The organism is Streptomyces sp. NPDC031554, from assembly GCF_055580685.1.
Map to the genome: position 1 here is coordinate 507,303 of NZ_JBVIKX010000004.1, position 26,020 is coordinate 533,322.

At 70.6% G+C, this 26,020-nt stretch carries 25 protein-coding genes and 1 pseudogene; 10 read left to right on the forward strand and 16 right to left on the reverse strand.

The features are described from left to right. The first annotated feature begins 202 nt into the window (after nt 1–202). From ACZ5FU_RS14285 to ACZ5FU_RS14295, 3 genes are all read left to right on the forward strand, one after another. A complete protein-coding gene (locus ACZ5FU_RS14285; protein ID WP_392243359.1) occupies nt 203–1,291 on the forward strand; it encodes an ABC transporter ATP-binding protein in 1,089 nt (362 codons plus the stop codon). A 244-nt stretch (nt 1,292–1,535) separates the two neighbouring features. Next, nucleotides 1,536–2,003 carry a hypothetical protein gene (locus ACZ5FU_RS14290; RefSeq protein ID WP_451529744.1) on the forward strand — a complete coding sequence of 156 codons (468 nt, stop codon included), beginning with the start codon at nt 1,536–1,538 and terminating at the stop codon, nt 2,001–2,003. 111 nt (nt 2,004–2,114) lie between these two features. Further along, a complete protein-coding gene (locus ACZ5FU_RS14295; protein ID WP_451529745.1) occupies nt 2,115–2,846 on the forward strand; it encodes a nucleotidyltransferase family protein in 732 nt (243 codons plus the stop codon). 326 nt (nt 2,847–3,172) lie between these two features. Here ACZ5FU_RS14295 and ACZ5FU_RS14300 read toward each other — a convergent pair whose 3' ends face one another. The 6 genes from ACZ5FU_RS14300 to ACZ5FU_RS14325 all read right to left on the reverse strand — a co-directional run bounded on the left by ACZ5FU_RS14300 (nt 3,173) and on the right by ACZ5FU_RS14325 (nt 9,882). Further along, nucleotides 3,173–4,846, reverse strand: a complete 1,674-nt coding sequence (locus tag ACZ5FU_RS14300; protein WP_468644646.1) for a DoxX family membrane protein — start codon at nt 4,844–4,846, stop codon at nt 3,173–3,175. 201 nt (nt 4,847–5,047) lie between these two features. Further along, the gene (gene rlmB, locus ACZ5FU_RS14305) at nt 5,048–5,989 is read right to left on the reverse strand and encodes a 23S rRNA (guanosine(2251)-2'-O)-methyltransferase RlmB (protein WP_468644644.1); all 942 of its coding nucleotides are present in this window, start codon (nt 5,987–5,989) and stop codon (nt 5,048–5,050) included. A gap of 110 nt (nt 5,990–6,099) precedes the next feature. Beyond that, entirely contained in the window at nt 6,100–7,500 is a 1,401-nt protein-coding gene (gene cysS / locus ACZ5FU_RS14310) for a cysteine--tRNA ligase (protein WP_451529748.1), read from the reverse strand. A 302-nt stretch (nt 7,501–7,802) separates the two neighbouring features. Beyond that, nucleotides 7,803–8,321 (reverse strand): 2-C-methyl-D-erythritol 2,4-cyclodiphosphate synthase, encoded by a 519-nt coding sequence (gene ispF, locus ACZ5FU_RS14315; protein WP_468644641.1) that lies wholly within the window; start codon nt 8,319–8,321, stop codon nt 7,803–7,805. Next, complete coding sequence (ispD, locus tag ACZ5FU_RS14320; RefSeq protein WP_451529750.1) at nt 8,311–9,063, reverse strand: 2-C-methyl-D-erythritol 4-phosphate cytidylyltransferase; 753 nt, start codon at nt 9,061–9,063, stop codon at nt 8,311–8,313. Before ispD ends, ispF begins: the two co-directional genes overlap by 11 nt. A 336-nt stretch (nt 9,064–9,399) precedes the next feature. Next, complete coding sequence (locus tag ACZ5FU_RS14325; protein WP_003953493.1) at nt 9,400–9,882, reverse strand: CarD family transcriptional regulator; 483 nt, start codon at nt 9,880–9,882, stop codon at nt 9,400–9,402. Nucleotides 9,883–10,561: 679 nt separating this feature from the next. Between ACZ5FU_RS14325 and ACZ5FU_RS14330 the strand changes: the two genes are divergently transcribed. Then, entirely contained in the window at nt 10,562–11,233 is a 672-nt protein-coding gene (locus tag ACZ5FU_RS14330; protein WP_469045379.1) for a copper chaperone PCu(A)C domain-containing protein, read from the forward strand. Nucleotides 11,234–11,350: 117 nt separating this feature from the next. Here the strand turns inward: ACZ5FU_RS14330 and phoP are convergent, their stop codons facing one another. Together phoP and phoR are read right to left on the reverse strand one after the other, a co-directional pair. Beyond that, nucleotides 11,351–12,022 carry a two-component system response regulator PhoP gene (gene phoP / locus ACZ5FU_RS14335; protein WP_466214042.1) on the reverse strand — a complete coding sequence of 224 codons (672 nt, stop codon included), beginning with the start codon at nt 12,020–12,022 and terminating at the stop codon, nt 11,351–11,353. Nucleotides 12,023–12,027: 5 nt separating this feature from the next. Further along, complete coding sequence (gene phoR / locus ACZ5FU_RS14340) at nt 12,028–13,377, reverse strand: two-component system sensor histidine kinase PhoR (protein WP_468838601.1); 1,350 nt, start codon at nt 13,375–13,377, stop codon at nt 12,028–12,030. Between the two features lie 223 nt (nt 13,378–13,600). Here phoR and phoU point away from each other — a divergent pair, with 223 nt between their 5' ends. The 3 genes from phoU (at nt 13,601) to ACZ5FU_RS14355 (ending at nt 15,217) form a co-directional block, all read left to right on the forward strand. Beyond that, nucleotides 13,601–14,302 carry a phosphate signaling complex protein PhoU gene (gene phoU / locus ACZ5FU_RS14345; protein WP_451529753.1) on the forward strand — a complete coding sequence of 234 codons (702 nt, stop codon included), beginning with the start codon at nt 13,601–13,603 and terminating at the stop codon, nt 14,300–14,302. Nucleotides 14,303–14,619: 317 nt separating this feature from the next. Continuing rightward, a complete protein-coding gene (locus ACZ5FU_RS14350) occupies nt 14,620–14,772 on the forward strand; it encodes a hypothetical protein (RefSeq protein WP_451529754.1) in 153 nt (50 codons plus the stop codon). 196 nt (nt 14,773–14,968) lie between these two features. Continuing rightward, a complete protein-coding gene (locus ACZ5FU_RS14355) occupies nt 14,969–15,217 on the forward strand; it encodes an SCO4226 family nickel-binding protein (protein WP_469045380.1) in 249 nt (82 codons plus the stop codon). A gap of 275 nt (nt 15,218–15,492) precedes the next feature. Here ACZ5FU_RS14355 and ACZ5FU_RS14360 read toward each other — a convergent pair whose 3' ends face one another. From ACZ5FU_RS14360 to ACZ5FU_RS14380, 5 genes are all read right to left on the reverse strand, one after another. Then, nucleotides 15,493–15,978, reverse strand: a complete 486-nt coding sequence (locus tag ACZ5FU_RS14360) for a DUF4265 domain-containing protein (RefSeq protein ID WP_469045381.1) — start codon at nt 15,976–15,978, stop codon at nt 15,493–15,495. A gap of 501 nt (nt 15,979–16,479) precedes the next feature. Continuing rightward, nucleotides 16,480–16,782 (reverse strand): hypothetical protein, encoded by a 303-nt coding sequence (locus tag ACZ5FU_RS14365; RefSeq protein ID WP_469045382.1) that lies wholly within the window; start codon nt 16,780–16,782, stop codon nt 16,480–16,482. Between the two features lie 768 nt (nt 16,783–17,550). Beyond that, nucleotides 17,551–17,847: a hypothetical protein gene (locus tag ACZ5FU_RS14370; RefSeq protein ID WP_469045383.1), complete on the reverse strand. Its 297-nt coding sequence runs from the start codon at nt 17,845–17,847 to the stop codon at nt 17,551–17,553. Nucleotides 17,848–19,452: 1,605 nt separating this feature from the next. Then, nucleotides 19,453–20,178, reverse strand: coding sequence for a 5-formyltetrahydrofolate cyclo-ligase (locus tag ACZ5FU_RS14375; protein ID WP_469045384.1), 726 nt, complete (start codon nt 20,176–20,178; stop codon nt 19,453–19,455). Between the two features lie 47 nt (nt 20,179–20,225). After that, nucleotides 20,226–20,441: a hypothetical protein gene (locus tag ACZ5FU_RS14380; protein ID WP_469045385.1), complete on the reverse strand. Its 216-nt coding sequence runs from the start codon at nt 20,439–20,441 to the stop codon at nt 20,226–20,228. A 520-nt stretch (nt 20,442–20,961) separates the two neighbouring features. Between ACZ5FU_RS14380 and ACZ5FU_RS14385 the strand changes: the two are divergent. Further along, nucleotides 20,962–21,378 (forward strand): annotated as a pseudogene (locus ACZ5FU_RS14385) (tyrosine-type recombinase/integrase); the annotation flags it as partial. A gap of 78 nt (nt 21,379–21,456) precedes the next feature. Here the strand turns inward: ACZ5FU_RS14385 and ACZ5FU_RS14390 are convergent. Next, nucleotides 21,457–22,218 (reverse strand): phosphoglyceromutase, encoded by a 762-nt coding sequence (locus ACZ5FU_RS14390; RefSeq protein WP_451529770.1) that lies wholly within the window; start codon nt 22,216–22,218, stop codon nt 21,457–21,459. 162 nt (nt 22,219–22,380) lie between these two features. Between ACZ5FU_RS14390 and ACZ5FU_RS14395 the strand changes: the two genes are divergently transcribed. Next, a complete protein-coding gene (locus tag ACZ5FU_RS14395; protein WP_451777902.1) occupies nt 22,381–23,742 on the forward strand; it encodes an MDR family MFS transporter in 1,362 nt (453 codons plus the stop codon). A gap of 114 nt (nt 23,743–23,856) precedes the next feature. On the opposite strand, the gene ACZ5FU_RS14400 is transcribed toward ACZ5FU_RS14395, so the two are convergent. Then, entirely contained in the window at nt 23,857–24,282 is a 426-nt protein-coding gene (locus tag ACZ5FU_RS14400; protein ID WP_468838612.1) for a DUF2000 family protein, read from the reverse strand. Nucleotides 24,283–24,331: 49 nt separating this feature from the next. On the opposite strand from ACZ5FU_RS14400, the gene ACZ5FU_RS14405 reads away from it, so the two are divergent. Then, nucleotides 24,332–25,195: a helix-turn-helix transcriptional regulator gene (locus ACZ5FU_RS14405; protein ID WP_451529773.1), complete on the forward strand. Its 864-nt coding sequence runs from the start codon at nt 24,332–24,334 to the stop codon at nt 25,193–25,195. On the opposite strand, the gene ACZ5FU_RS14410 is transcribed toward ACZ5FU_RS14405, so the two are convergent. Then, complete coding sequence (locus tag ACZ5FU_RS14410) at nt 25,177–25,980, reverse strand: hypothetical protein (protein ID WP_468644625.1); 804 nt, start codon at nt 25,978–25,980, stop codon at nt 25,177–25,179. The two genes, ACZ5FU_RS14405 and ACZ5FU_RS14410, sit on opposite strands and share 19 nt — an antisense overlap. Nucleotides 25,981–26,020 lie beyond the last annotated feature (40 nt).

Below are 26,020 nucleotides of genomic sequence, written 5' to 3' on the forward strand. Positions count from 1 at the left end.
AGGTCGCCGTGGGCCCCTGTCGAGAATTTCCGCGAAGTTCACATGCCTCCGGGTACTGACAGAACGGGCGAACGCCAGGTAGCGTCCAGATCCGGTTCACTCATGTGGACTACACCTTCCCGGGCGGCGCCCGGGACGGCTCACCACCTTCCTACAACGGATCGTCCGGCACGTTCCTGCCGGTAGAAGGGGGCCCATCACCATGGCCACTGTCACGTTCGACAAGGCGACCCGGATCTACCCGGGTTCCACCAAGCCCGCCGTCGACGCGCTCGAGATCGACATCGCGGACGGCGAGTTCCTCGTCCTGGTCGGCCCGTCGGGTTGCGGCAAGTCCACCTCGCTCCGGATGCTCGCGGGGCTCGAGGACGTCAACGGCGGCGCCATCCGCATCGGTGACCGCGACGTCACGCACCTGCCGCCCAAGGACCGGGACATCGCCATGGTGTTCCAGAACTACGCGCTCTACCCGCACATGACCGTCGCCGACAACATGGGCTTCGCGCTCAAGATCGCCGGCGTCAACAAGGCGGAGATCCGGCAGAAGGTCGAGGAGGCCGCGAAGATCCTCGACCTCACCGAGTACCTGGACCGCAAGCCGAAGGCCCTGTCCGGCGGTCAGCGCCAGCGTGTCGCGATGGGCCGCGCCATCGTGCGCGAGCCGCAGGTCTTCCTCATGGACGAGCCGCTGTCCAACCTGGACGCCAAGCTCCGCGTGTCGACGCGTACGCAGATCGCCTCGCTCCAGCGCCGTCTCGGCATCACCACCGTGTACGTCACCCACGACCAGGTCGAGGCCCTCACCATGGGCGACCGCGTCGCGGTCCTCAAGGACGGTCTGCTCCAGCAGGTCGACACCCCGCGCAACATGTACGACCGCCCGGCGAACCTCTTCGTGGCCGGCTTCATCGGCTCCCCGGCGATGAACCTCGTCGAGGTCCCGATCGCCGACGGCGGCGTGAAGTTCGGCAAGTCGGTCGTGCCGGTGCAGCGTGACGCGCTCTCCGCCGCCACCGACAAGACGGTCACCGTCGGCGTGCGTCCCGAGCACTTCGACGTGGCCGGCGCCGACTCCGACCAGGGTCTCGCGGTCGTCGTGAACGTGGTCGAGGAGCTGGGCTCCGACGCCTTCGTCTACGGCACCGCCACGGTCGGCGGCGAGTCGAAGGACCTCGTCGTCCGCGTCGGCGGCCGCAACGTCCCGGAGAAGGGCAGCACGCTGCACGTCGTGCCGCGTGCCGGCGAGACCCACGTGTTCTCGACCTCCACGGGCGCGCGCCTCTCCGACTGAGCGACGGCCGGAGCGCGCTCCGGCCGGGTGAACCACCCGCACCGACGAGAAGGGCCCCGCGGCAGCTGCCGCGGGGCCCTTCTCGCGCGTGATCCGCGCGGATCACGCGGACGCCGGAAACCCCGGCACACCGGGCGTTTCGAGCAGCGGGCGTCAACCCCCTACCCAAAAAAAGGCACCACTCCATCCCCCGACCGGGTGACTGAATGTCGCCGACTCATCACCCCGCGCTACCCTCACACGCGTGAAGCACTCCGTGAACCACTCCGCCACCCGACCGTCGCGACGCGGCCAGGGCCCCGCCCGACGGATCGGCCGCTCGCTCGCCCTCGTCCTGCCCGTCGTCATGGTGCTCTCGGGAACCCTCGCGGTGACCCGGGTCGACTGGTCGGGGAACCCCTCGGACTCGGTGCTCACCGCCTCCGACGTCTCCACCGTCGACCGCACCGCGCGGGGCGCCGCCAGGGCCCCCCAGGACGTCCTGCGCGACCGGCTGCTGACCGAGCTCCAGGAGAAGGACCCGGGCACCGCGCTGACGCACCTCCAGGCCGCGGTGAACGGCAAGCCGTCCCTGGCGAAGCACTGCGCCTCCATCGCCCGCGCCCTGGGCCGCGCCGCCGTCCGCGTCTACGGCCCCTCCCGTGCCCAGTCCTACACCCGCCCGGTGTGCGACACCTCCTTCGCCTCGGGCGTCCTGGCGGCGCACGGCTAGGGTCTTTCGTTCGGATCAGGTCCCAGGACCCCGCTCCCCCGCGGTCCCAGGGCCCCGTACCCCCGCGGGGGAGCCTCTCGACGGGTGCGGGGCGCCGCGTACAGTTCGGGCATGACCGATCCGCGCGCCGCGTCCCGACCCACGCAAGCCGTCATCCTGGCCGGTGGCCAGGGGTCCCGGCTGCGTCCCTACACCGACGACCGGCCCAAGCCGATGGTCGAGATCCCCGGGACGGGGACGCCGATCATCGGCCACCAACTGGGCTGGCTCGCCGAGGAGGGCGTGACGGACGTCGTGGTCTCGTGCGGCCACCTCGCCGACGTCCTGGAGAACTGGCTGGCCTCCGCCGACCTGCCGCTGAAGGTCACCACGGTCGTCGAGACCGAGCCCCTCGGCCGCGGCGGCGGCCTGAGGTACGCGGCCGCCCACCTGCCTCACCCCGAGCGTCCCTGGTACGCCACCAACGGCGACATCTGGACCCGTTTCTCGCTGCGCGACATGGCGGACTTCCACACCGAGCGCGGCGCGGTCGCCACCCTCGCGCTGGCCCGGCCGCGCATTCCGTGGGGGGCCGTGCAGACGGACGGCTTCGGCCACGTCACGGACTTCATCGAGGCCCCGCCCACCACGTACGAGGTCAACGCCGGCGTCTACGTCTTCTCCCCCGAGTTCGCGGGGCTGCTGCCCGAACGCGGGGACCACGAGCGGACCACGTTCCCGCGTCTGGCCCGCGAGCTCCGACTGGCCGGGTTCCCGATCCCGCAGGGCGCGTACTGGCGCGCCATCGACACGGCGAAGGACCTCACGGAGGCGGCCAAGGAACTGGCGGCGCTGGGCCGCTGACGACCTGGCACCTGTCATGGCGATGGGCCCCGCTCGCTTCCGGCGAGCGGGGCCCATCGTCGTACGGGAGGAGAGGCCTCCCCGAAGAACTTTCCGTCCGGCCCGGACCGGGCCCGGCGCCCCGTCCGGGCCGGGTCGGACCGGCCAGGCCCGGACGAGAGGTCCTGGGGTCTTTCGTTTGGATCGGGCCGGATCGGGGAGCGGGGTCCGGTGCCGTGCCTCGAAAGGCGGAGGAGGGAGTCAGGGCGGAGCCCTGGCGACCGACGACGACGCGGCGGGGTGCGGTGCCGGGGCCCGCGAGCCCGGCCTGATCCCAACGAGAGGCCCTAGCCCAGGAGGCCGCCCACCAGTCCGGGGCGGTCGGCCGACGGGGAGCCGCCGTCCGAGCCGCCGGTGGAACCCCCGGTGGAGCCGGAGGTGCTGGTGCCGCCGGAGGTGGGACCCGAGGTGGTGCTGGGGGCCTGCTCGACCGGGCCGGAGCGCTCCGGCGGGGCCTCACCGCCGGTGCCCTGGGTCTGGCTGGGGGCGCCGCTCGTGGCGGTCTCGGTGTCCCGCGTGGCGCCCGGAGCGGACTCCTCCTCCCGCGTCGGCGCCTCGGAGGTACTGCCCTGGGTCGGCGAGGTGGAAGCGGACGGCGTCCTGCTCGGCCGGCGCCCGTCGGACTCCTCGTCGGGAAGCGGCGAGCCGGGCAGTTCGTTGCGCGGGGCCTCGCCGGGGCCGGGCACGACGACGCGGTCGGCGTCGCGGACGGCACCGCCGAGCAGCGCCCCGGTCATCAGGGTGAGCCCGACGACGATCGCGGTGACGAGGCTGCCGCGGCGCAGCACGTGACGGCGCAGCTCCCACAGGTCGGACCGCGGGCCGAGCCGCCGCCAGGCACCGGCGGCGAGGCGGCCGTCGACGGAGTAGACGGGGGCGCCGGCGATGACCAGCGGCGACCAGGCGGCGAGGTAGATGATGTCGGGCGTCTCGTAGACCGGGACGGTCTTCCAGCTGACCGTGAGGAGCAGCGCGGCGGACAGCATGGCGCCGAAGCCGGCCGCGACCCGCTGCCAGCAGCCCAGGACCGTGAGGACGCCCACGACGACCTGGAGGAAGGCGATGACGAGACCGGAGCCCACGGGATGGTGCAGGGCGAACTGGCGCAGCGGCTCGACGACTTCCCACGGGTGCAGGGTGTTGAGCCACTTCACCATGGAGCCGCGCTCGCCGCCGTCGAAGTAGACGGGGTCGCACAGCTTGCCCATGCCGGCGTAGACGGAGATGAAGCCGAGGAGGACGCGCAGCGGGAGCAGGACGACGCCGAGGTTCATCCGGCGGCCCGGGAAGTAGACGTGCCGGGCCGGGTCGCCGCTGTGCCGTCCGCGGCGCGAGCCGGTGTCCGCCGCGGCGGCGGCCTCCGCGAACTCCTCGAACGCGCCGTCGTCGTGGTCCGGGCGGCCGTATCCGGACCCGCCGTATCCGGACGGGTCGTGGCCGGGGTCGTCGTAGGCGCTGCCGGCGGAGCGCATCTGCGGCAGGAGCCGCTGTCCGCGGTCGCCGTGGGTGCGCTGGGCGCCGACGAGGGGGGTCTCGCGGGTGCGCGCGGTGAAGTCGCCGTCGTAGCCGTCGCCGGTCCCCACGCGGGGGATGATCTGGGTGGCTCCGGCGTCGGCGGGCGGTTCGCCGTGGCCGACGCTGCCTGCCCGCACGGCCTGGAGCAGCCGGTGGGCGCCGGTGTCGTCCGGCGCGGACCGGCCGCTCCAGACGACCGGCCGACGACGGGCGGCACGGGCCCCGGCGGCGGGGATGCGCGCGGTGTCCTCGGCGGCGCTCGCGTGCCGGGAGATCCGCGGGGATTGGCTGCGTCGCGCCGACGCTCCCAGCTGCACGCGGAAACTCGCGTGATTGACGATGATCTGCGCCGGGTCGCTCGGCACCTTCACCATGCTCAGCGCGGGAGCGTCGTCGAAGCCCGACGAGAGGTCCCCCGTGGGTGTGCGGGGCGTTCTGGTGTCCACACTCCTCTAACCGAGTGATGTGTCCTGAGGACACTGCCTCGACCCGTCGGATCTGTCCGGACAGCGTCAAGGTTGCCCGACGCGGCGGAATCCCCCCGTACGGGTGAGCCGGCGGGCGGGTGTGCGACCCGCCCGCCGTCGGACGCCGTGCCCCGGACGGAGCGGTCCCGGCGCCCGTCCCGGCTCCGGCCCCGCCCCGTGTCAGACCCTGCGCCGAGCCGCCTCGTACAGCACGATCCCCGCCGCCACACCGGCGTTGAGCGATTCCGCGCCGCCCGGCATGGGGATCCGCACCCGGTGGTCGCAGGTCTCGCCGACGAGCCGGGACAGGCCCTTGCCCTCGCTGCCGACGACGATGACGACCGGGCCGCTCAGGGCCGCCAGCTCACCGATCTCGCTCTCGCCGTCGGCGGCCAGACCGACGATCGTGATGCCGGCCTTCTTGTACGCCTCCAGGGCGCGGGTGAGGTTGGTGGCACGGGCCACCGGCGTGCGGGCCGCCGCGCCGGCGGACGTCTTCCAGGCGCCGGCGGTCATGCCGGCCGCGCGCCGCTCGGGGACGACGACGCCGTGGCCGCCGAAGGCGGAGACCGAACGGACGACGGCGCCGAGGTTGCGCGGGTCGGTCACGCCGTCGAGGGCGACGATCAGCGGGTCCTCGCCGTCGTCGTAGGCGGCGGCGGCCAGGTCCTCGGGGTGCGCGTACTCGTACGGCGGGACCTGCAGGACCAGGCCCTGGTGGTTGAGGTTGTTGGTCATGCGGTCCAGCTCGGGGCGCGGCGCCTCCATGAGGTTGATGCCGCCGCGCTCGGCCGCGAGCTGGAGCGCCTCGCGCACCCGCTCGTCGTTGTCGATGAACTGCTGGACGTACAGCGTGGAGGCGGGCACGCCGCCGCGGAGCGCCTCGACGACCGGGTTGCGGCCGACGACCAGTTCGGAGGCCGACTTGCCGCCGCGGCCGCGGGGCACCGGACGGCGCGCGGTCTGCTTGGCCTTCGAGGTGGCGAGGCGGTTCTTCTTGTGGCCCTTGCGCATCTCGGCGGGCGGGGTCGGACCCTTGCCCTCCAGGCCCCGGCGCCGCTGGCCGCCACTGCCGACCTGCGCGCCCTTCTTGCCGGACATGCGGCGGTTGTTGGCTGCCATGACCTACCCGTCTGTCGTGAAGCGTGCGTGCGTACGTAATGCAGTGTGCCGCCCGGACACCCGGGCGGCACAATCGATCAAGAATGCATCAAGGATCGATCAGGGGACGCTCAGCGCGGGCCGAGTGTCCAGCGCGGTCCCTGGGGGCCGTCCTCGATGGACAACCCCGACTGGTTGAGCTGGTCGCGGATGGCGTCCGCGGTGGCCCAGTCCTTGCGGCCGCGCGCCGCCTCCCGCTGGTCGAGGACCATGCGGACGAGGGTGTCGACGACGCCGTGCAGGTCCTCGCCCCGGTCCGCCTCGCCGGCCCAGTGCGGGTCGAGGGGGTCCAGGCCGAGGACGCCGAGCATGGCGCGCACCTCGGCGAGGCGGGCCACGGCGGCTTCCTTGTCGTCGGCGGCCAGGGCGGAGTTGCCCTGCCGGACGGTGGTGTGCAGGACCGCGAGGGCCTGCGGGACGCCCAGGTCGTCGTCCATCGCCTCGGCGAAGGCGGGCGGCACGTCGGCGGCGGGCTCGACGACGCCCCCGGCCTTCTCCACGACGCGCTGCACGAAGCCCTCGATCCGCGCGAACGCCGACTCGGCCTCGCGCAGGGCCTCCTCGCTGTACTCGATCATCGAGCGGTAGTGCGGGGTGCCCAGGTAGTAGCGCAGCACGATGGGGCGCCACCGCTTGACCATCTCGGAGACCAGCACGCTGTTCCCGAGCGACTTGGACATCTTCTCGCCGCTCATGGTGACCCAGGCGTTGTGCACCCAGTACCGCGCGAACTCGTCGCCGTAGGCCTTGGCCTGGGCGATCTCGTTCTCGTGGTGGGGGAAGATCAGGTCCAGGCCGCCGCCGTGGATGTCGAAGGCGGAGCCCAGGTACTTGTGGGCCATCGCCGAGCACTCCAGGTGCCAGCCGGGACGGCCGCGGCCCCACGGGGTCTCCCAGTCGGGCTCGCCCGGCTTGCCGGCCTTCCACATCGCGAAGTCACGGGGGTCGCGCTTGCCGGTGATGCCGTCCTCGGCGGGCTGGCGCAGGTCGTCGATGTCCTGGTTGGACAGCGCCAGGTAGCCGGGGAAGGACCGCACGTCGAAGTAGACGCTGCCGTCGGCCTCGTAGGCGTGGCCGCGCTCGATGAGCCCGCGCATCATCTCGATCATCTCGGGGACGTGCCCGGTGGCCCGCGGCTCGTAGGTCGGCGGGAGGCAGCCGAGGACCCGGTAGCCGTCGCCGAACGCCCGCTCGTTCTCGTACCCGATGGACCACCAGGGGCGGTCCTGGTCGCGCGACTTGGCGATGATCTTGTCGTCGATGTCGGTGACGTTCCGGACGAACGTGACGTCGTAGCCGCGGTGGGTGAACCAGCGGCGCATGATGTCGAAGTTCAGGCCGGAGCGGATGTGCCCGATGTGCGGGGCCGCCTGCACGGTGGCACCACACAGGTAGATCGAGACACAACCCGGCGTGAGCGGGGCGAAGTCACGGATCTGCCGGGCGCTGGTGTCGTACAGGCGAATGGTCACCACTCCAGGGTAGTGGGCGTGGGCGGGTGCCCGACACCTTCCACCGGTTTGCCCGCGGGGTGTCCGCGGGCGGCGGGGCCGGGGAACCCGTGCCGGCCCGGACCTCACCGGCCGGCGGGATCCGGGGCCGGGGCCCGAGGTCTTCCGGACGAGCCGGGCCGGACGAGCCGAGCCGGGCCGGCCCGGGCGCGCGGGCCGGTCCGTACGAAGGCCCCGGCTCCGCGCCCCGCGGATCCCCGCGGCCCTCGCACCGTGGCCCTCCCGGCCCTGCCCGCACAGCCCTGTCGCGCCGGCCGCGGTTCTCAGCCCTGCCGCACCACCAGCGCCGTCGCCACCGCCATCAGGCCCTCGTCCCGGCCGGGGAAACCGAGCCCGTCCGTCGTCGCGCCCGACACCGACACCGGCGCTCCCGCCGCCTCGGAGAGGATCTTCTGCGCCTCCTCGCGGCGCTTGCCGATCTTGGGGCGGGGGCCGACGACCTGGACGGCGATGTTGCCGACGGCGAAACCGGCGGCGCGCACGATCCGGGCCGCCTCCGTCAGCAGCGTCACGCCCGAGGCGCCGGACCACTCGGGGCGTCCGGTGCCGAAGTGCTGACCGAGGTCGCCGAGTCCGGCGGCGGAGAACAGCGCGTTGCACGCGGCGTGCGCGACGACGTCCGCGTCGGAGTGACCGGCCAGGCCCGGCCCCTCGCCCTCCCACTTCAGGCCCGCGCACCACAGCTCGCGGCCCTCCTCGAAGGCGTGGATGTCGGTGCCGATGCCGACCCGGGGCAGCACGGGTGCCGCCGGGGCCGTTCCGGGAGCCGTCTCAGAAGCCATCGTTCAGCCTCCTGCGGGCGAGGACCGCCTCCGCGAGGACGAGGTCCAGCGGACGGGTGACCTTGAAGGCCTCCTCGTGACCGGGGACGGCCACGACGGTCAGGCCGAGCCGCTCGACCATGCCGGCGTCGTCGGTGACGTCGTCGGTGACGGTCTCGTGGGCGCGCACGAGGGTGGCCCGGTCGAAGCCCTGCGGCGTCTGCACCGCCCGCAGCCGCGCCCGCTCGGGCGTGGCGACGACCGGTTCGGGCGCGCCGGGGGCCTCGGCCGGTTCGACCTCCTTGACGGTGTCCGCGAGCGGCAGCGCCGGCACGACGGCGGGGGCGCCGTCGCGGACGGCCTCGATCACGGCGTCGACGGTGTCGACGGGCACCAGCGGCCGGGCGGCGTCGTGCACGAGGACGACGTCGTGACCGGGCGGCAGGGCGTCCAGGCCGAGCCGCACCGACTCCTGGCGGGTCTCGCCGCCGGGGACGACCAGGAATTCGGTGCGGTCGGGCAGCGCGTGCGCGTCGAGCAGCGACCTGACCTCGGCGGCGCCGTCCGGCGGGGCCACGACGACGACGAGGGAGACGGACCGCGAGGCGGCCAGGGCCCGCACCGCGTGGATCAGCATGGGGGTCCCGCCGAGTGTGCGGAGCGCCTTGGGGGCGCCCGGACCGAGGCGTACGCCCCGGCCGGCGGCCGGGATCACCGCGGCCGTGCGGGCGGGGACGGGGGCGGGAAGCGAATCGTCAGACATCGGTTCCTGTCAGGTTTGTGTGCTCGGCCTACGTGGGTACGGAGACAGCGTGCCGGGCTGGACGCCTTGACCGGCCCCTTCCGTGACACCGGTCGAGGCGGCTGACGGCCCGGTTCCGGCGCGCCGGGCTCCGGCGTGTGCGTCCGAGGTGGACGCGCGCGGCACGACCAGCACAGCACGGCCATGGACGCAGGCGTGTCCATGTATCGGCGTACCGGCGTTTCAGCGTTTCCGGCATGAATATGCCGCAGCGCCCGGCGACGGGGATACGTCATCGGGCACCACGGCATGTTCACTGCGCTGAGCGAGCTGAGCTGAGGCCGGCGGGTCTCGGCGTCAGGACGCGAGGACCTCGTCGAGCAGGGCCTCGGCCTTGTCCTCGTTCGTGTTCTCCGCGAGCGCGAGCTCGCTCACCAGGATCTGGCGGGCCTTGGCGAGCATGCGCTTCTCACCGGCGGAGAGTCCGCGCTCACGCTCGCGACGCCACAGGTCACGCACGACTTCCGCGACCTTGATGACGTCGCCGGAGGCGAGCTTCTCCAGATTTGCCTTGTAACGACGCGACCAGTTCGTGGGCTCCTCGGCATACGGCGCGCGCAGCACCTCGAAGACCCGGTCCAGCCCGTCCTGACCGACCACATCACGCACGCCGACGAACTCCGCATTGTCCGCTGGCACACGTACCGTCAGGTCACCCTGGGCGACCTTCAGCACCAAGTAGGTCTTGTCCACGCCTTTGATCTGGCGAGTTTCGATGGCCTCGATCAGCGCGGCCCCGTGATGGGGATAGACCACGGTGTCGCCAACCTTGAACGTCATGTGACAGGTACCCCTTCCGTGGCTATCCAGGGTAACACGGAAACTGCGGGTTCTGAATGACGTTTTCGCAGGTCAGGGCATATCTCGGGGCTTGACAACAGCAACAGGAACGTGCTGCGACCGGGTGGCGGAAGCAGGTATTCGCAGGTCGGAGCAGCTCTCCACGGGGAGCGAAACACGCACGTCACACACGTCCAGGGGCCCCTCCGAGTGACCGAACATCCCCAAATGTCCGCTTCCAGATGTGCGACTTCCGTTACTCCGTTCGGTGTCCGGAGCGGGATCCGGACCGTTTCCGGAATTGATCACTCGGCGGGCCGAACAGGTGGTGATCAATTCTCCTGACGCCCGCGCATTCCCGCACGGAAAATCCACGACCACCGGCGAGCGGCGCTTATGTGAATGCGCGACCACGTCCCGGCGATCATCCGGAAGCCAATGTGACTCACGGGTCACCCGTGACCGCGGGACAACGGGTCACCGGTGTCCACCGGGGGGCGAGGGCGACCGCCGCGAAGAGGGGCCTCACACGGTGCCCGATGGGTGCCCGGATCGCTCCGGAGGCGGGTCGGGTGCGGCCGCGCGGGAACGGCTCGGTAACCTAAGGCCGCTGACAGACCCTTAGGGCGGCTTTATCCAAGGAGAGCTGCCCCTGCTTACCCAAGGAGTTGCCGCAGCCGTGAGCAGCAGCCTTCGACGCGGCGCCCTCGCCGCCTCCGCCCTCGTGTTCTCGATCGCCACGCTCGCCGCCTGCGGCGCCGGCAACGACGCCCAGACCCTGCAGATCAAGCCGGACAACGCCGCCACCAGCGTGGGCGACATCAAGCTGCAGAACGTCGTCATCATCACCCAGCCCGACCCGGAGTCCACCGGTCCCGCCGCCATCTCCGCGACCGTCTTCAACAGCGGCAGCAAGGCGCAGACCCTGGACTCCATCGCCGTGGACGGTGCCGACGGCGCCGTCGAGATCAAGCCCGCCGAGGGCGACGGCAAGCTGACCGTCCCGGCCGGCGGCTCCGTCGTCATCGGCGGCGAGAACAACGCCGCCGCCAGCCTCCCCAGCACCCCCGAGGCCGTCCAGAACGGCAACGCGCAGAAGATCACCTTCACCTTCAGCGAGACCGGCGAGGTCAGCCTGGACGCCTTCGTCGTGCCGGCCGAGCACTACTTCGCCCAGTGGGGTCCGAGCAAGGTCCCGAGCGCCCCTGAGGAGTCCGCCTCCGGGACGCCGTCCGGCAGCGCCTCGCCGTCCGCGGGCGAGTCGGCCTCCGCGTCCGCGGGCACCGGGAGCGAGCAGCCGGACGACACGGCCTCCCCGAGCGCCTCGCAGTCGGAGACGGCCGGAGGCTGAGCGCCGTACGCCGGTCGCGCACGTACGACGAAGGGGCGGCACCCTCACGGGGTGCCGCCCCTTCGTCGTGGTTCCCGGCGGATAGCCGCTCACGGATCACCGCTCACGGCCGGCGGTCTACGGCTCGAACTTGTAGCCGAGGCCCCGCACCGTCACCAGGTACCGCGGGGCACCCGGGTCCGGCTCGATCTTCGCGCGCAGACGCTTGACGTGGACGTCGAGGGTCTTGGTGTCACCGACGTAGTCGGCGCCCCAGACGCGGTCGATGAGCTGCATGCGGGTCAGGACACGGCCCGCGTTGCGCAGCAGCATCTCCAGGAGGTCGAACTCCTTGAGGGGGAGGTCGACCTTGGAACCGGAGACGGTGACGACGTGGCGGTCGACGTCCATACGGACCGGACCGGCCTCCAGGGCCGCCGGGGCGACCTCCTCCGGCTCGCCGCGGCGCCGCAGCACCGCGCGGATGCGGGCCACCAGCTCGCGCGAGGAGAACGGCTTGGTGACGTAGTCGTCGGCTCCTATCTCGAGGCCGACCACCTTGTCGATCTCGCTGTCCTTGGCGGTCACCATGATCACGGGAACGTTGGAGCGGCCGCGCAGCTGGCGGCAGACCTCCGTACCGGGCAGCCCCGGCAGCATCAGGTCGAGAAGCACGAGGTCGGCGCCGTTGCGCTCGAACTCGTCGAGCCCGTCGGGCCCCGTGGTCGCGACGGCGACCTCGAAGCCCTCCTTGCGGAGCATGTACGACAGGGCGTCGGAGAAGGACTCCTCGTCCTCGACGACGAGCACTCGGGTCACGGAAGGACCTCCGGGGCGGAAAGCGTCTGGTACGCGGTTGACTCGGGGGGTGAGGCAGGTGAAGCGGATGGGGCATGGGGGGTGCCGGCGGAGGACCCGCCCTCCACGTCGTCGTCGAGGCCGGGGAGCTGCTGGGCGCGGTCACGGGCGGCGCCCGCCTCCGGCAGCCGCAGCGTGAACGTGGAGCCCTGTCCCTCAGCGCTCCACACCGTGACCTCCCCGCCGTGCGAGGCGGCCACGTGTTTGACGATCGCCAGCCCGAGGCCCGTACCGCCGGTGGCACGGGAACGGGCGGGATCGACCCGGTAGAAGCGCTCGAAGACGCGCTCCTTGTCCTTCTCCGAGATGCCGATGCCCTGGTCGGTCACGGCGATCTCGATCAGTTCCCCGCCGTGCACGGTGACCCTGCGGGCGGCGATGCCGACGCGCGTGCGGGCGGGTGAGTAGTTGACGGCGTTCTCGACCAGGTTGCCGAGGGCCGCGGCCAGCTGGCCGCGGTTGCCCCAGATGCGCAGGTCGGCGGTGCCGTCCGCCCGTCGGCCGCCCTCGGGCTCGAACTCCTCGGCCGCCCCGATGTTGGCGGCCATGGTGATCTGTTTGGCGCCGGCCTGGTGCCGGCAGCGGTCGATGGCCTCGGCGACGAGTTCGTCGACGCGGACCGGTTCGGCGTCCTCGAGGGGATCGTCGTTCTGGACACGGGAGAGGTCGATGAGTTCCTGGACCAGGTTGGTCAGGCGGGTCGCCTCGATCTGCATCCGGCCGGCGAAGCGCTCCACCGCCTCGGGGTCCTCGGAGGCGTCCATGACGGCTTCGGAGAGCAGCGAGAGGGCGCCGACCGGGGTCTTCAGCTCGTGACTGACGTTCGCGACGAAGTCGCGGCGGACGGCCTCGATGCGCCGGGCCTCGGTGAGGTCCTCGACGAGCAGGAGGACGAGGCGGGAGCCGAGCGGGGCCACCCGGGCCGACACCGCGAGGGCTTCGCCCCGGCCGGTGCCGCGCCGGGGCAGGTCCAGCTCCACCTGCCGTATCTCGCCGTCGCGTCGGGTGTCGCGCGCCATCTGGAGCATCGGTTCGACGGCGAGCTTGCCACCGCGGACCAGCCCGAGGGCGTACGCGGCGGAACTCGCCTTGACGACGGCGTCGGCCTCGTCGAGGACGACGGCCGAGGAACGGAGCACGGACAGGACGGTGTCCACGCCCGGCGGAAGCACGGGATCGGTGTGCAAGGAGGTCCTGGTGGGTCGGTTCTGGTCGCGTTCGCTCCAACGGAACGCCAGCATCGCGATGACACCGGTGAGCACCCCGGCGATCGCTGCCGCTGCGGCGACCGCCGCGTTCACGTCCATGCGTCCAGGTTAGGCATGCGATACGGCCTGGCCACAGCCATCGAGGTGCGACCTCGAACACTCGTCGCCCAGAGTTCACCTTGGAGCCAGGGGTGGTTCATTTGGGGTGACGGAAACCGACGCGTACGGGGCGGACCGTGGCACCGTGGGGTTCGCAGCGCCGGTTCCACGGCCGGTACCGGCCCCCGGCACCCCCGAGAACGACGTACGAGAGGGAACCCTGATGCGGGACGCGTACCACGAGGAACTGGACTCGATCGGCGACGGTCTGGTGGAGATGGCCCGGCTGGTGGGGTCGGCGATCGGGCGCGCCACGACCGCCATCCTCGACGCCGATCTCAAGCTGGCCGAGAGCGTGATCGAGGCCGACCAGAAGATCGACGAACTGCAGCACGACCTCGAGGCGCGGGCCATCGCGCTGCTCGCGCGCCAGCAGCCGGTGGCGACGGACCTGCGCATAGTCGTCACGTCGCTGCGGATGTCGGCCGACCTGGAGCGCTCCGGCGACCTCGCCCAGCACGTGGCGAAGCTGGCCCGGCTGCGCTTCCCCGAGCGGGCGGTGCCGCAGGACCTGCACGCCACCATCCTGGAGATGGGGCAGCTCGCGCAGCGCCTGATGGCCAAGGCCGCCGAGGTGATCATCACCAAGGACGTCGACCTCGCGCTCCAGCTGGAGCAGGACGACGACGCGATGGACCTGCTGCACCGCACCCTCTTCCAGCACCTGATCGACGACCGCTGGAAGCACGGCATCGAGACGGCCGTCGACGTGACGCTGCTCGGCCGCTACTACGAGCGCTTCGCCGACCACGCGGTGGCGGTCGCCAAGCGGGTCGTGTTCCTGGTGACGGGCGAACACGCGGACAACCTCCAGCAGGACCTGCCGACCGAGATCCAGCCGGTGGCGGGGCCGGAGGAGGCGTAGCCGGCTCGATGGGGCGGGCCGGGCCGGTGCGTCGGCCCGGCGGTGCTCCCGGCGACCGCGCGGCGCGCTCCGCGGCGACGGACAGAGACGGAGGCGGGAAGCGACTCGGCCCGTCGGGCCCCCTCCGGTGAAGCTCCCCGAGGGGGCGCGGTCCGGCCCGCGGCGCACCCGCGACGCGGCATCGGAGGGGGCGCGGTACGCCCCCTCCGGAACGGGCCGAGGGCGCCCGGAAGCCCCCGTGCGCCGTTGATGCGCCTGCCCCCATGGGCATGAACTGAGCACAGGCGCTCCTGCCTCCAGGCCTCCAGGAGGAACCCATGGCCGAAGCCCCCAGCAAGCCCGACCCCACCCAGGAACGCCCGACCGAGCAACCCGCCGAGATCAGGAACCTGCTCCTGGTCGCGGCGTGCGGCTGCGGTTCGGGCTGCGGCTGCGGCTGCCAGTCGGGCAGCCCCTGCCAGTGCGGCTGAGACGCCACGAGGAGAGGGTCCGGACGCGGGACGCGCCGGGCTCCTCTCCTCACACCCCTCTTCCCGTCCTTCTCCTCCCCGCATGTCCCCGCGCCCGTGCGCACGCGTGCGCACGGGCGCAGCATGGAGGGAGCGACGGCAGGCGGGCCCTCACAGGCGGCGTGCCTGCATCCTGCACGAGGAAGGGGGTGCGGTCATGACCAGGTTCATGGACGTCCACCACGGTATGAAGGGCATCACCGCCGATCAGCTCCACCAGGCCCACCAGGCCGACCTGGCGATCGAGGCGGAGGAGGACGTGCACTTCGAGGGCGCCTGGGCGGACCCGGAGTCCGGCACCGTCTACTGCCTCTCCGAGGGCCCCTCCGCGGACGCGGTCCAACGCGTCCACGAACGCGCGGGCCACAAGGCCGACGAGATCCACGCGGTGCCGCTGTCGGCGTGACCGAGTCCCGGCCACCAGCGGCGGCGCCGACCGCAGCCGGCGAGGACGGCGCCCAGCCCCACCGAAAAGCCCCCGCCCCACGCAGAACTCGCGAAGCGGGGGCTTTCAGGCGGGTTCTTGCTTCTTCTCGCCCCGGGTCTTGCCGGGGATCTTGGTGAGCTGGGTTTTTGCTGTTCAGAGGCGGTGGGATCGTGCGCCTGGTGGTCGTCAGTGGCCACTGTCGAGCGGCCTCGGACGGCCCAGGGACGGCCCAGCCATGGGTCGCGTGGACGGCGTCAGCCGGCGGAGGCGGCTCGCCATTGCGCGGTGATGCACCCCTCTTCCATGTCCCACCACTCCTTGGCCACACCGTGGTTGAGCAACCGTTGCACCTTGGCGAGATCGGCGGTGGGAGGGACGTCCAGGGCGACCATGCGGAAGCGTTCTATGCCCTCGCCGCAGACGCCGAGTTCGTGAAAGGCGTTGAGCACGCTCTGCCGTGCGGCTTCCGAGCCGCTGTCACGAAGCACGATGAGGCGGATGGTGCAGTTCTCCGAACGCCGAACAACCTCGCCGGCCCACCGCACGCCCTCCTCGTCGGGCTCCGTGGCCACGATGTCCCCGCAGGCAATACCTCGGACGAACCAGGGGATGTTGTCGAGCCGCGCAGTGCCGTCGCCTTGGTCGACCGCCCACAGACTCTCCACCGACGCCGGGGACCAGTCGTCCTTGATCTCAAGTCGGAAGTGCACCTTCACGTGCGGGCCCTCGGGGTTCGTCATGGTGCCCAGGATGCACAGCCCTGTCGCGCCGGCCGCGGGCGGGTGACGATGACGTCTACTCAAACTGAATACGAGTTCGTCTGTGCCTCAGCCGACGACAGCCGGCCACGGCATCGGGTGCGCCGATCGATCACGCACGCGTATGTCTCGCTGCACCCCCACCGGCCTCCGCCACGCTGGCCGGCGACGTCGACCAGAGCAAGCAGGGACGGCCGTCCCGTAACGACGATGCCTGAGCCCTCAGCTTGGGAAGCTGAGGTGAATTGGGGCTTATTTCGCTGCTGACCTGCCGCTGAGCGGTATCGGTACCTGGGGCGAGGCGGGGTGGTTCCCCGGTGTTCCCTGCGGTTCCCCGCACGATCTGGCACGGGTCTGGCACGACCTCATGGCAATGTGGTGGTCGCGGCGGCTGCTGTGATTCGCGCTCATCCGCCGCTGTTGGTGTCGGCCACCGGTGTGAGTCCATCGGGCGGGGACTTGAGATCAGGATGGTGAGTTTCCTCAATCGGTGACTCGGTACCAGACAACCTGTTCGGCGGTCGCTTTCCCAAGTTGGCGTGCGATCTCGGATGCGATCGTGTCCGCCTGCTCAAGAGATGCGGAGCCTGCGATGTCGACGTACCAGGTCCCGAGGAGTTCCCAGGAGACGTGGACGGTGGCGTCACCGATGCGGAGGACGAGGACGCTGCCGTCCTGCACGATCTCGCATGGCTGGGACTTCGGTGCGAGGTGGCTGGAGAGCTTGCCGACAGGTATGTCAGGCCAGTCAGCGCCGCTCTGGGTGCTGATCGTGTACTCGGGCATGGCGGCATCCTGCCAGCAGGATGGCGCTTTCATCTCGCGCTGGCCTCGGCCGCTCAGGGGTCCGATGCCGGGTCCGCTTGGGCCTCAGCCGTCGACAGTCAACCACGACGGCAGTTGCGCTGACCGACCAGACACGCGTGTGCCTCGGCACCCACACCGGTCTCAGCCACGCTGGCCGGCGACGTCAGCCAGAGCAATCGGCGACGGTGGAAGCGTGACAGCGAGGCATTGGGCAAGGACTTCTTCGTCCCGAAGCAACTTGGGCGGGGGTACTGCCTTGGGCTGCTGACGTTCTCACCTGCGACGGTGGTCCATAGTCGTTCGCGGGCGTCCGCCGGTGTTCGTCGGCGTTGTCACGCAGTTAGACACGCAGCGGACCATAGCCCCTCCGCTCGCTGGTAGATCAGCTTTGCCCTTCGGTCTGGGTCATCCATGCGAGGCGGTGACGATGAGCTGGTGACCCACTCGACCACCGCATGAGGCAGGTCGAGTGCGGCAGGACGGGATACCAATGAGGCACCTGGCTGATGAGTTGAGGCATCGAACACCTCTCTCGACGGCACGGGTGCCTCGCGGGTTGCGCCCTCGGCACCGTCACCCCATCGGTGACCACACCGAAAACACTCAAAGACGGTCCGCCCGCGCCCGGGTTCGACATGGTCAACTACCCGGGCCTACTCCGGTCTGTTGACCAGGAAGTTCTGTGGCACCCCACGATGGTCCAAAACGGCCCAGCCAGCAGCGTTTTTGCTACAGCCTCGTTGAGAATCAGGTGCCAGAGTTGTCGACGAACCCCACGATTTCGAGGTATTCAATTTCGGGCGGAACGCCATAGATCCCCGTCACCTTGTCGATGATCTCTTCCGTGAAGAAGGAACGGGCCTTCTCCTCGTCATCCCACACGTAGAAGTTCCTCGCCTGAACGCCGTCTTCGTCGAGCGTGAAGCTCTTGAAGCGAAGGCCGGCCATGCCTTCGAACGGTCCTCGTAGTTCGTCGGCAATCCTTGCGATAGTTGAACGATCGAAATTTTCGGTCTGCGTGAAAGTCACGAGCACGCCGATCATCAGGCCTCTTATCGATTGGGTGAGCGACGGTCGATCGAGTGATGCTAGCGGCGGATCCTAGTACACACAGCCGGAGGTTCCAGTCATTAGGTGTCGAATGTCGGCGAACTCGGATGGATCGCCCCAGATGGCTGCAGACAGCTCGGCGATGCCGCCGCCGGGGAGCCGCTGGGCGACATCGCCCCGTGGTGGACGGCCTTGAAGATCCGCCCGGAACTGAGCTTCGACAGCATGGGGGAACCGCGCCGAGCGGAGTGTCTCGTTGAGGCCATGACCACCCCGGACGCAAAGCTATGGATGAAAATCGTGGCGGCCGCGATCCCCGCCAGCAAAAAAGCCCCCGCCCTGCGAAGAAATAGCAGATCGCAGGCTCGCTGGAGTTGTTTTCCTTCTTCTGGCCTGGGGGCTTGCCGGGGATCTTGGTGGCCTGCATTTTCGCTTCTCAGGGATGGTGGGTTTGTGTGCTTGGTGGTCATTGGCCACTGTCGAGCGGCCTCGGACGGCCCAACTTCGCCGCGCTCGACTGACGGCCGACACCAACGATGAGCCCCGCCTGAACCTCCGCCGACGACAGTCCGCCACGATGGCGGGTGCGGTGACCGGTCAGGCGCGCGTATGCCTCGCTGCACCCCCATCTGGCTCAGCCACGCTACTGGCTTGTGTTGTTAGCCAGAGCCGGATGGGAAGCCCCAGTCAGCCTCATCCAGTGTTGAGGAAGCAGTACCAGCTGTACGGATCCTGGGCGTTTCGATAGGTTGCTATAGCCGCCGGGTTGTTGTACTGCCAAGCGCAGGCGGCTCCCATATTAATTCCAGCACGCTCCGCAGCTCGATGGCACTTCCACCCGAACGCATTGGGTTGCTCAAGCACCGCGCCCCAGTATCCAATTGACTTGCAGTACCCGCCGAGCTCCACGCCACCTAGCGTCGTTACGGCCTGTGCTGGCGTGCTAGAGATGAGCGCCGTTCCGCTTGCTAGGAGAAGTCCAGCAAGCGTAGTTCCAAGCATTCTTTGAGCTTTCATGAGGCCACCCCAAGAAATCTTCGGGCCTTGTCATCTGCGATAAATGCGCCTGATTGCCGAAATATTGAACGCGATGTCCAGGCGTTACGTCGCCAACCTGTCGGTTTGTCTACGGCGAACATCGACGCCAGTGTGGCAGTTCAAGGATCAATCAGATTGCTGCATCTGCTGACACTTCCAGTCTGTGCCACACCGCGAACTATGTCGACTTGAGGTCGTGGAGTTTCCATGGCCGAGTCAAGCAGCTCTGCTGGGCCGTGGGGCACTGTCAACCATCGGTGTCGGCGGCCCCCTGATCATGCACGCCGCAGGACATGGACCGGGGAGGTGGCTAAAGCCGTGGAACCGACTGCTCCAGCCGCGAAGTACCTTTTTTCTAAACTCAGTTGGTCGCCGCCTTATGTCGCGTGGCACGGGTGCCGGCCTGGCCGGAGCGGGGCGGAGACAGGAGTGCAGGCCCGGCCTGGGGCCGGGCCGCGCGCGGTGAGCGGAGCGAGCCGCCTTGAAACCAGTAGAGAAAGTTGTAACTCAGTCTGTGGCGTGGGGCCTGGCCGGACCCGGGAGGGCTTGGCGCGTTGGTGCTCAGGAGCCCTGCCGGGCCATAAGTGCGGGGATGGCGGTGATCTTCTCCGTCGTGAGTGCCGACCAGTCGACTCCTGACGGGCGGTGAGGGTTCGAGCAGGTGATGGTCTCGTCGGGGGTCACGATGAGGTCGACGTCGACATCGTGCTCGGTGGTGGGGATCGGGGTCTCGACCACCTGGAGTGGGTGGACGGTGGTGACCACGACGGTCTCCGGCGTTACCAGACCGGCCTCGGTGAGCAGGGCGAACTCGATGTCGGAGTAGCCGGCGCCCTTGCCGATGCGGGCGCCGTCGCGGTTGACGGCGACGCTGCCGAGGATGATCAGGTCCAGTGGGCGGAGGGCGTCGACCTCGACAATGGGAGCGATGGCGGCAGCGGTGCGGCTGGCTGCGGCCTCGGCGGGTGGGACGGTGAGGGCAGCCGGGTCGAGCAGGTAGAAGGGCTTGAGGGTGGCCAGCTTCGGGACCGCCATGTAGACGGTCTTGCCCTCTTCCAGAGCTCTTGCCCGGACCGGGAGTTGAGCCTTGTCCGGTACAGCTTTGACGACGCTCGCGCGCTGCCAGTCAGGGAGCGCCGCGAGTCGGTCCGCAGCTTGTTCTGCGCCCTTGAAGTGGGGGATGCGACCGTGCACGGAGGGATCGTGGACGGCGTCCGCGGCGGTCAGGGCGTCCCAGACCCGCGTACGCACCGCCTGTTTGGCGTGGTCCAGGAAATTGGCTGCCACCAGTGTCTCCTTCTCTCTTCTACGCTGCCGTCATCAAGTTCTCTCTTCTACGCTGCCGTCATCAAGCCGAGCAGTCTGTCGTGGACCTCTGCGACGAGGAGTTCCTGCCGCCAGGGGCGCAGTTCGCGGGCGGCTCCGAAGACGATGTTCATGCCTCCGCCTCCGCGCGTGGTCTCCAGCTCGACGATGGCTTCGGTGAGGCCGGCCACTCCCGCCTCGACATCGCGTTGACGGATGCGGGCGAGCGTAAGGTTTCCCAGCACGATCGCGCGTGACTTCCGCCTGTCCCGTAGCTTCTCCGCCGTGTCGGCCAGCAGGCTCTCGGCCCGCCGGTGGTCTCCGAGAGTGAGACAGCAGGAGCCCGCGAGGCGGCCGAACTGGGTGGGCGACACCAGGTCGGCGGCAGCGTCACTGCCGTCCGCGTGGGAGAGTCGGCTTTCAGCGCCGGAGAGGGCACGTTCGCAGTCGGAGGCCGACCGCAGCATGGCGTGTGCCTCGGCGACGTGTAGAAGGGCCAGTCCGGCCAGGGCGGGACTCGTTCGCTGGCGGTTTCGGCCGCTCGCTCCGCGAGCGCGAGACCGGCCTGCGCGTCGCGTGCGCCGTACAACGCGACGTAGCAGGTGCGTAGCAAGGCGTGGGCTTCGAGAGTGGTGTCCCGTAGGTGGCGGGCGAGGCCGGCGCTCTGCTCGTAGTACGTCTTGGCGGTGGTGTGGTCGCGGCGCTGTGAGGCGTCCCAGACCAACTGCCCCATGAGGGTGCACGCGTCGGCATGCAGAGCATGGACAAGAGCGCATCAAGCGATTCCCACCCGTTGAGATCACGCTGCCGTGGATGCGATCGAACGGCCGGCCCGTGACCAAGCGCCTGATCTTCACCGGGCCCAGCGGTGGCCACGTCTGGCGCACGTCGCTGAACGAGGACCACTGGAAACCCGCTCTGGCGTCCGTCGGTGTCATTCCGAAGGCCAAGAGCCGAGAGCACTCCGCCGCACGGGAGCACGGCATGCACGCCCTGAGGCACTTCTACGCGTCCGTTCTGTTGGACGCGGGAGAGAGCATCAAGGCCGTCAGTGAGTACCTGGGGCACTCCGATCGGGGGCTCACGCTGAAGGTGTACGCGCACCTCATGCCGAGCAGCCGGGACCGGGCCCGGAAGGCGCTCAGTCAGGCGCTCCGGCCGCCGCAGGGCCCACCGCATTGAGGTCCCACAGTGGGCCCAGGCTGTGAAAGCGCCCCCGATCTGCGCCCAAATCGCAGGTCGGGGGCGTGATCACAAAACTTACTTCTTCTTGCCCTGGTTCTTGACCGCCTCGATGGCCGCTGCGGCCGCCTCGGGGTCGAGGTAGGTGCCGCCCGGGGTGACCGGCTTGAAGTCGGCGTCGAGTTCGTAGGACAGGGGGATGCCCGTGGGGATGTTCAGGCCCGCGATGTCGGCGTCGGAGATGCCGTCCAGGTGCTTGACCAGGGCGCGCAGGCTGTTGCCGTGGGCGGCGACCAGGACCGTGCGGCCGGTGAGGAGGTCGGGGACGATGGCGTCGAACCAGTACGGGAGCATGCGGACGACGACGTCCTTCAGGCACTCCGTGCGGGGACGCAGCTCGGGCGGCAGGGTCGCGTAGCGGGCGTCGTCGAACTGGGAGTACTCGGCGTCGCGGTCCAGCGGGGGCGGCGGGGTGTCGTAGGAACGGCGCCAGAGCATGAACTGCTCCTCGCCGAACTCGGCGAGCGTCTGGGCCTTGTCCTTGCCCTGGAGGGCGCCGTAGTGACGCTCGTTCAGGCGCCAGGAGCGGTGGACCGGGATCCAGTGGCGGTCGGCGGCCTCGAGGGCCAGCTGCGCGGTGCGGATCGCGCGCTTCTGGAGGGACGTGTGGACCACGTCGGGCAGCAGGCCGGCGTCCTTGAGCAGCTCACCGCCGCGGACCGCCTCCTTCTCGCCCTTCTCGTTGAGGTTGACGTCCACCCAGCCGGTGAACAGGTTCTTCGCGTTCCACTCGCTCTCGCCGTGGCGGAGGAGGATCAGCTTGTACGGTGCGTCGGCCATGGCTATGAGCGTAATCCAAGGTTTTGGGGGTCGGCGCCCCGTGCCCGAGGGGCGGACAGCCGTCGGACGGTTGACGGGATCTGTTAATCGAGTGGTCGCCGGAGCCGGCCCTCTCGTAAGTTCTAGGCACCGCCTGCGCCGCTTACATCCGGGGGATCCGTCATGCCGTCCGTCGTCTCCGTGAGTTCCTTCCGGCATGCCGTCCGGGAGACGGTCTCCGGGTTGCCTCGCGATTTCTGGTGGCTGTGGACCAGCACCCTCGTGAACCGGCTCGGCGCCTTCGTCGCCACCTTCATGGCGCTGTACCTCACCCTCGACCGCGGCTACTCCGCCTCGTACGCCGGTCTCGTCGCCGCGCTGCACGGGCTGGGCGGGGTCGTCTCCTCCCTCGGCGGCGGCGTCATGGCCGACCGGCTGGGGCGGCGGCCCACGCTGCTCGTCGCGCAGACCGCCACCGCGCTGTCCGTGGCGGCCCTCGGTTTCGTGCACCACCCGCTCGCCATCGCCGGCGTCGCCTTCCTCGTCGGCATGGCCTCGAACGCCTCGCGGCCCGCCGTGCAGGCGATGATGGCCGACATCGTGCGGCCCGAGGACCGGGTCCGGGCGTTCTCCCTGAACTACTGGGCCATCAACCTCGGCTTCGCGATCTCGTCCATGGGGGCCGGGTTCATCGCCGAGGTCAGTTATCTCGCCGGCTTCCTGATCGAGGCCGGCATGACCCTGGCCTGCGCGATCGTCGTCTTCCTGAAGCTGCCCGAGTCGCGGCCGGAGCAGCGGGGCGCGGACGGCGGGGACGGCGCCCGGGAGGAGGCCGTCGGGCTGGGGACCGTCCTGCGCGACCGGCGGTTCATGGGTGTGGTGGGGCTGTCGTTCCTGGTGGCGTTCATCTTCCAGCAGGGTGCGATCGGTCTGCCGGTGGCCATGGGCGCGGCCGGCTTCACCCCGGCCGACTACGGCATGGCGATCGCCGTCAACGGCGTCCTGATCGTCGTCCTCCAGATCCCCGTCACGCGCTTCATCCAGTACCGCGATCCGGGCCGGCTGCTGGTGGTCTCGTCCGTGCTCGCGGGGTACGGCTTCGGGCTCACCGCCTTCGCGGGATCGGTCGGCGTGTTCGCGCTCACCGTCTGCGTGTGGACGCTCGCCGAGATCGTCAACGCGCCGACCCAGACCGGGCTCGTGGTCCGCCTCTCCCCCGTCCACGGACGCGGCCGCTACCAGGGCATGTACACCATGTCGTGGGCGGTGGCCTCGCTCGTCGCCCCGCTGATGTCCGGTGTCGTCATCGACCGGTACGGCGCGGAGTGGCTGTGGGGGCTGTGCGCGGTGGTCGGGACGGTGGCGGGCGTCGGGTACGCGGTGCTGATGCGGCACCTGCCCGCGGAGGAGCCGGCGGCGGGGCGCACGACCGGATCCGGGCGCACGACCGGATCCGCCGCCCGGTCCGCGGCCGGACGCGCCGCCGGGCCCGGGACCGCGGACGAGTGCCCCGCCGTGGCCCCGGCGGAAGCCACCACCGCCTGAGCGGCGCCCCTCCCCCGGCCCCGCACCCCGCCTCCGCCCCGGGGCCCCGGCCGGCGCCCCGCCTCATGTCCCGCGCGTTCCTCACGTCCCGCACATCCCGCGCGGACACGTCCCTCACGGATGCATCCGCGCTCCCTTCAGCACCTTGTCCACCGCGTTCCGCGGCCCGTACACCGCCAGGCCCACCAGGTCCAGCGCGCCCGTCGGCACGGCCCGTACCGCCGCCCGGTTGTCGCGGTCGTTGCCGGTGGTGAAGAGGTCGCCGGTGAACACCGCGCGCGGGAGGGAGCGGGACAGCACGCGCGCGTGGGCCGCCGTCAGGGTCTCCTTGGTGCCTTCGAAGACCAGCACGGGCTGGCGGAACATGGGCAGGTAGGAGACGCCGTCCGCGTCCTCGTACGGCTCCCCGACGACCTCGGGAACCTCCGTGCCCAGGCCGCTGACCAGGAAGGCGGTGACGTTCAGGCGCTGCCAGGTCTCCAGGTCCTCACGCAGCAGGACGGCGATCTTCGTGTCGAAGCGCAGGGTTTCGGTGCTCATGGTCCGAGACTGCCGTCCGGCGCAGGGGGGCGTCTTGTACGTTCTTCGCATGGCCGTTTCCCGTCCGGCCCGGCAGCCGGCCTCCGACGTCCTCGCCTGGCGCCCGCAGGTCCCGGGTGTCGTGGAGGTCTTCCACGCCCGCTTCACCGGCTACGCCTATCCGATGCACGTGCACGAGGCATGGACGCTGCTCATCGTCGACGACGGGGCCGTGCGGTACGACCTGGACCGGCACGCGCACGGCACCCCGCACGACACCGTGTCGCTGCTGCCGCCGCACGTGCCGCACAACGGTTCCGCCGCCACCCCGGACGGCTTCCGCAAACGGGTGCTGTACCTCGACGCGAGCGTGCTCGGCGAGGAGCTGATCGGGCCGGCCGTGGACGGGCCCGACCTGCGGGATCCGGTGCTGCGGCGGCGGGTGGGCCAGCTGCACGGCGCGCTGTCGGAGCCCGGCGACGAGCTGGAGGCCGGCAGCCGGCTGACGTTCGTCGGCGAGCGGCTGCGCGGCCTGCTGCGGCCGGGCCGGGCCGTACGACCGCCGTCGCGCGACCCCGTCCTGGCGCGCCGGCTGCGGGAACTGCTGGACGCGCGTGTGACGCAGGGGCTGGCCCTCGACACGGCGGCCGGGCTGCTCCAGGCGCACCCGGCGCACCTGGTGCGGGCGTTCAGCGGGGCGTACGGCATCGCGCCGCACCAGTACCTGACCGCCCGCCGGGTGGACCGGGCCCGTCGGCTGCTGCTCGACGGGCTGCCGCCGGGCGAGGTCGCGGTGGCCGCGGGCTTCTACGACCAGGCTCACCTCACCCGGCACTTCCGCAGGCTGGTGGGGGTGACACCGGGGCGGTACGGCTCCTCGGCCGGCTCCCGCCCCCGTGCCGTGCCCGGCGGCGGTCACCTGACGTCGACGTAGTCGCCGGGCGCCGAGGCGCCGCCGGTCGTGGCCGTCTCGCCGAAGGTCCAGCGCCAGTAGCCGTCGGCGTTCGCGGTGACCGTGGTCCGCAGGTAGCCCGCCGAGTCGGCGTCGACGATCTTGACGGTCGAGTAGGTGCTGGTGCCCGCCTTGCGGAACTGGAGCTTCGCCGCCTTGCCGCCGTAACCGGCGTAGGCGTGCCTGACCCAGTCCGCACGGGTGAGGCGGCCGGTGACGGTGAGCTTCCTGCCCTTGGCGACCGGTTCGGGGGAGGCGTCGGCGGTGGCCTTCGCGGCGCGCTTGACCTGGGCGGTGCCGAGGCCGGTGAGGTACTCCTCGCTCTGCACGCGGTCCTGCGAGGCCCAGATCATCGCGTGGGAGGCGACTTTCCAGGTCGTGGCGTCGCCGTTGGAGTCCAGGCGGTAGCGGGGGTCGACGTAGAACTCGCCCTCGCAGTCCGCGGCACGCGAGCCGTCCTCGTAGCAGGTGATGCTGTTGTAGTAGATGCCGCCGTGGTCGGCCCCTTGGGCGGCCGTCGTGCCGTGGTACAGGAACAGGCTCACGTCCACGTCGCCGAGCGAGTGGCCCGCGGGCCAGGTCACGCGGAAGCTGAGACGGGGATAGACCTCTTTCGCGGTGCCCACGACGATGGGCCTGCCGCCGTTGACGACCACGCGGGACACCGTGATGCCGGTGTCCGCCGCCTCCGCGGCCGGTGCGGTGAACGCCGTCAGGGCGAGCGCTCCCGCGACCGCGGCCACGGTGGTGGATCTGCCTGCGCGCATGCGCGACCTCGTTCTTCTCCGGGGGATCAGGTCGCGGCAG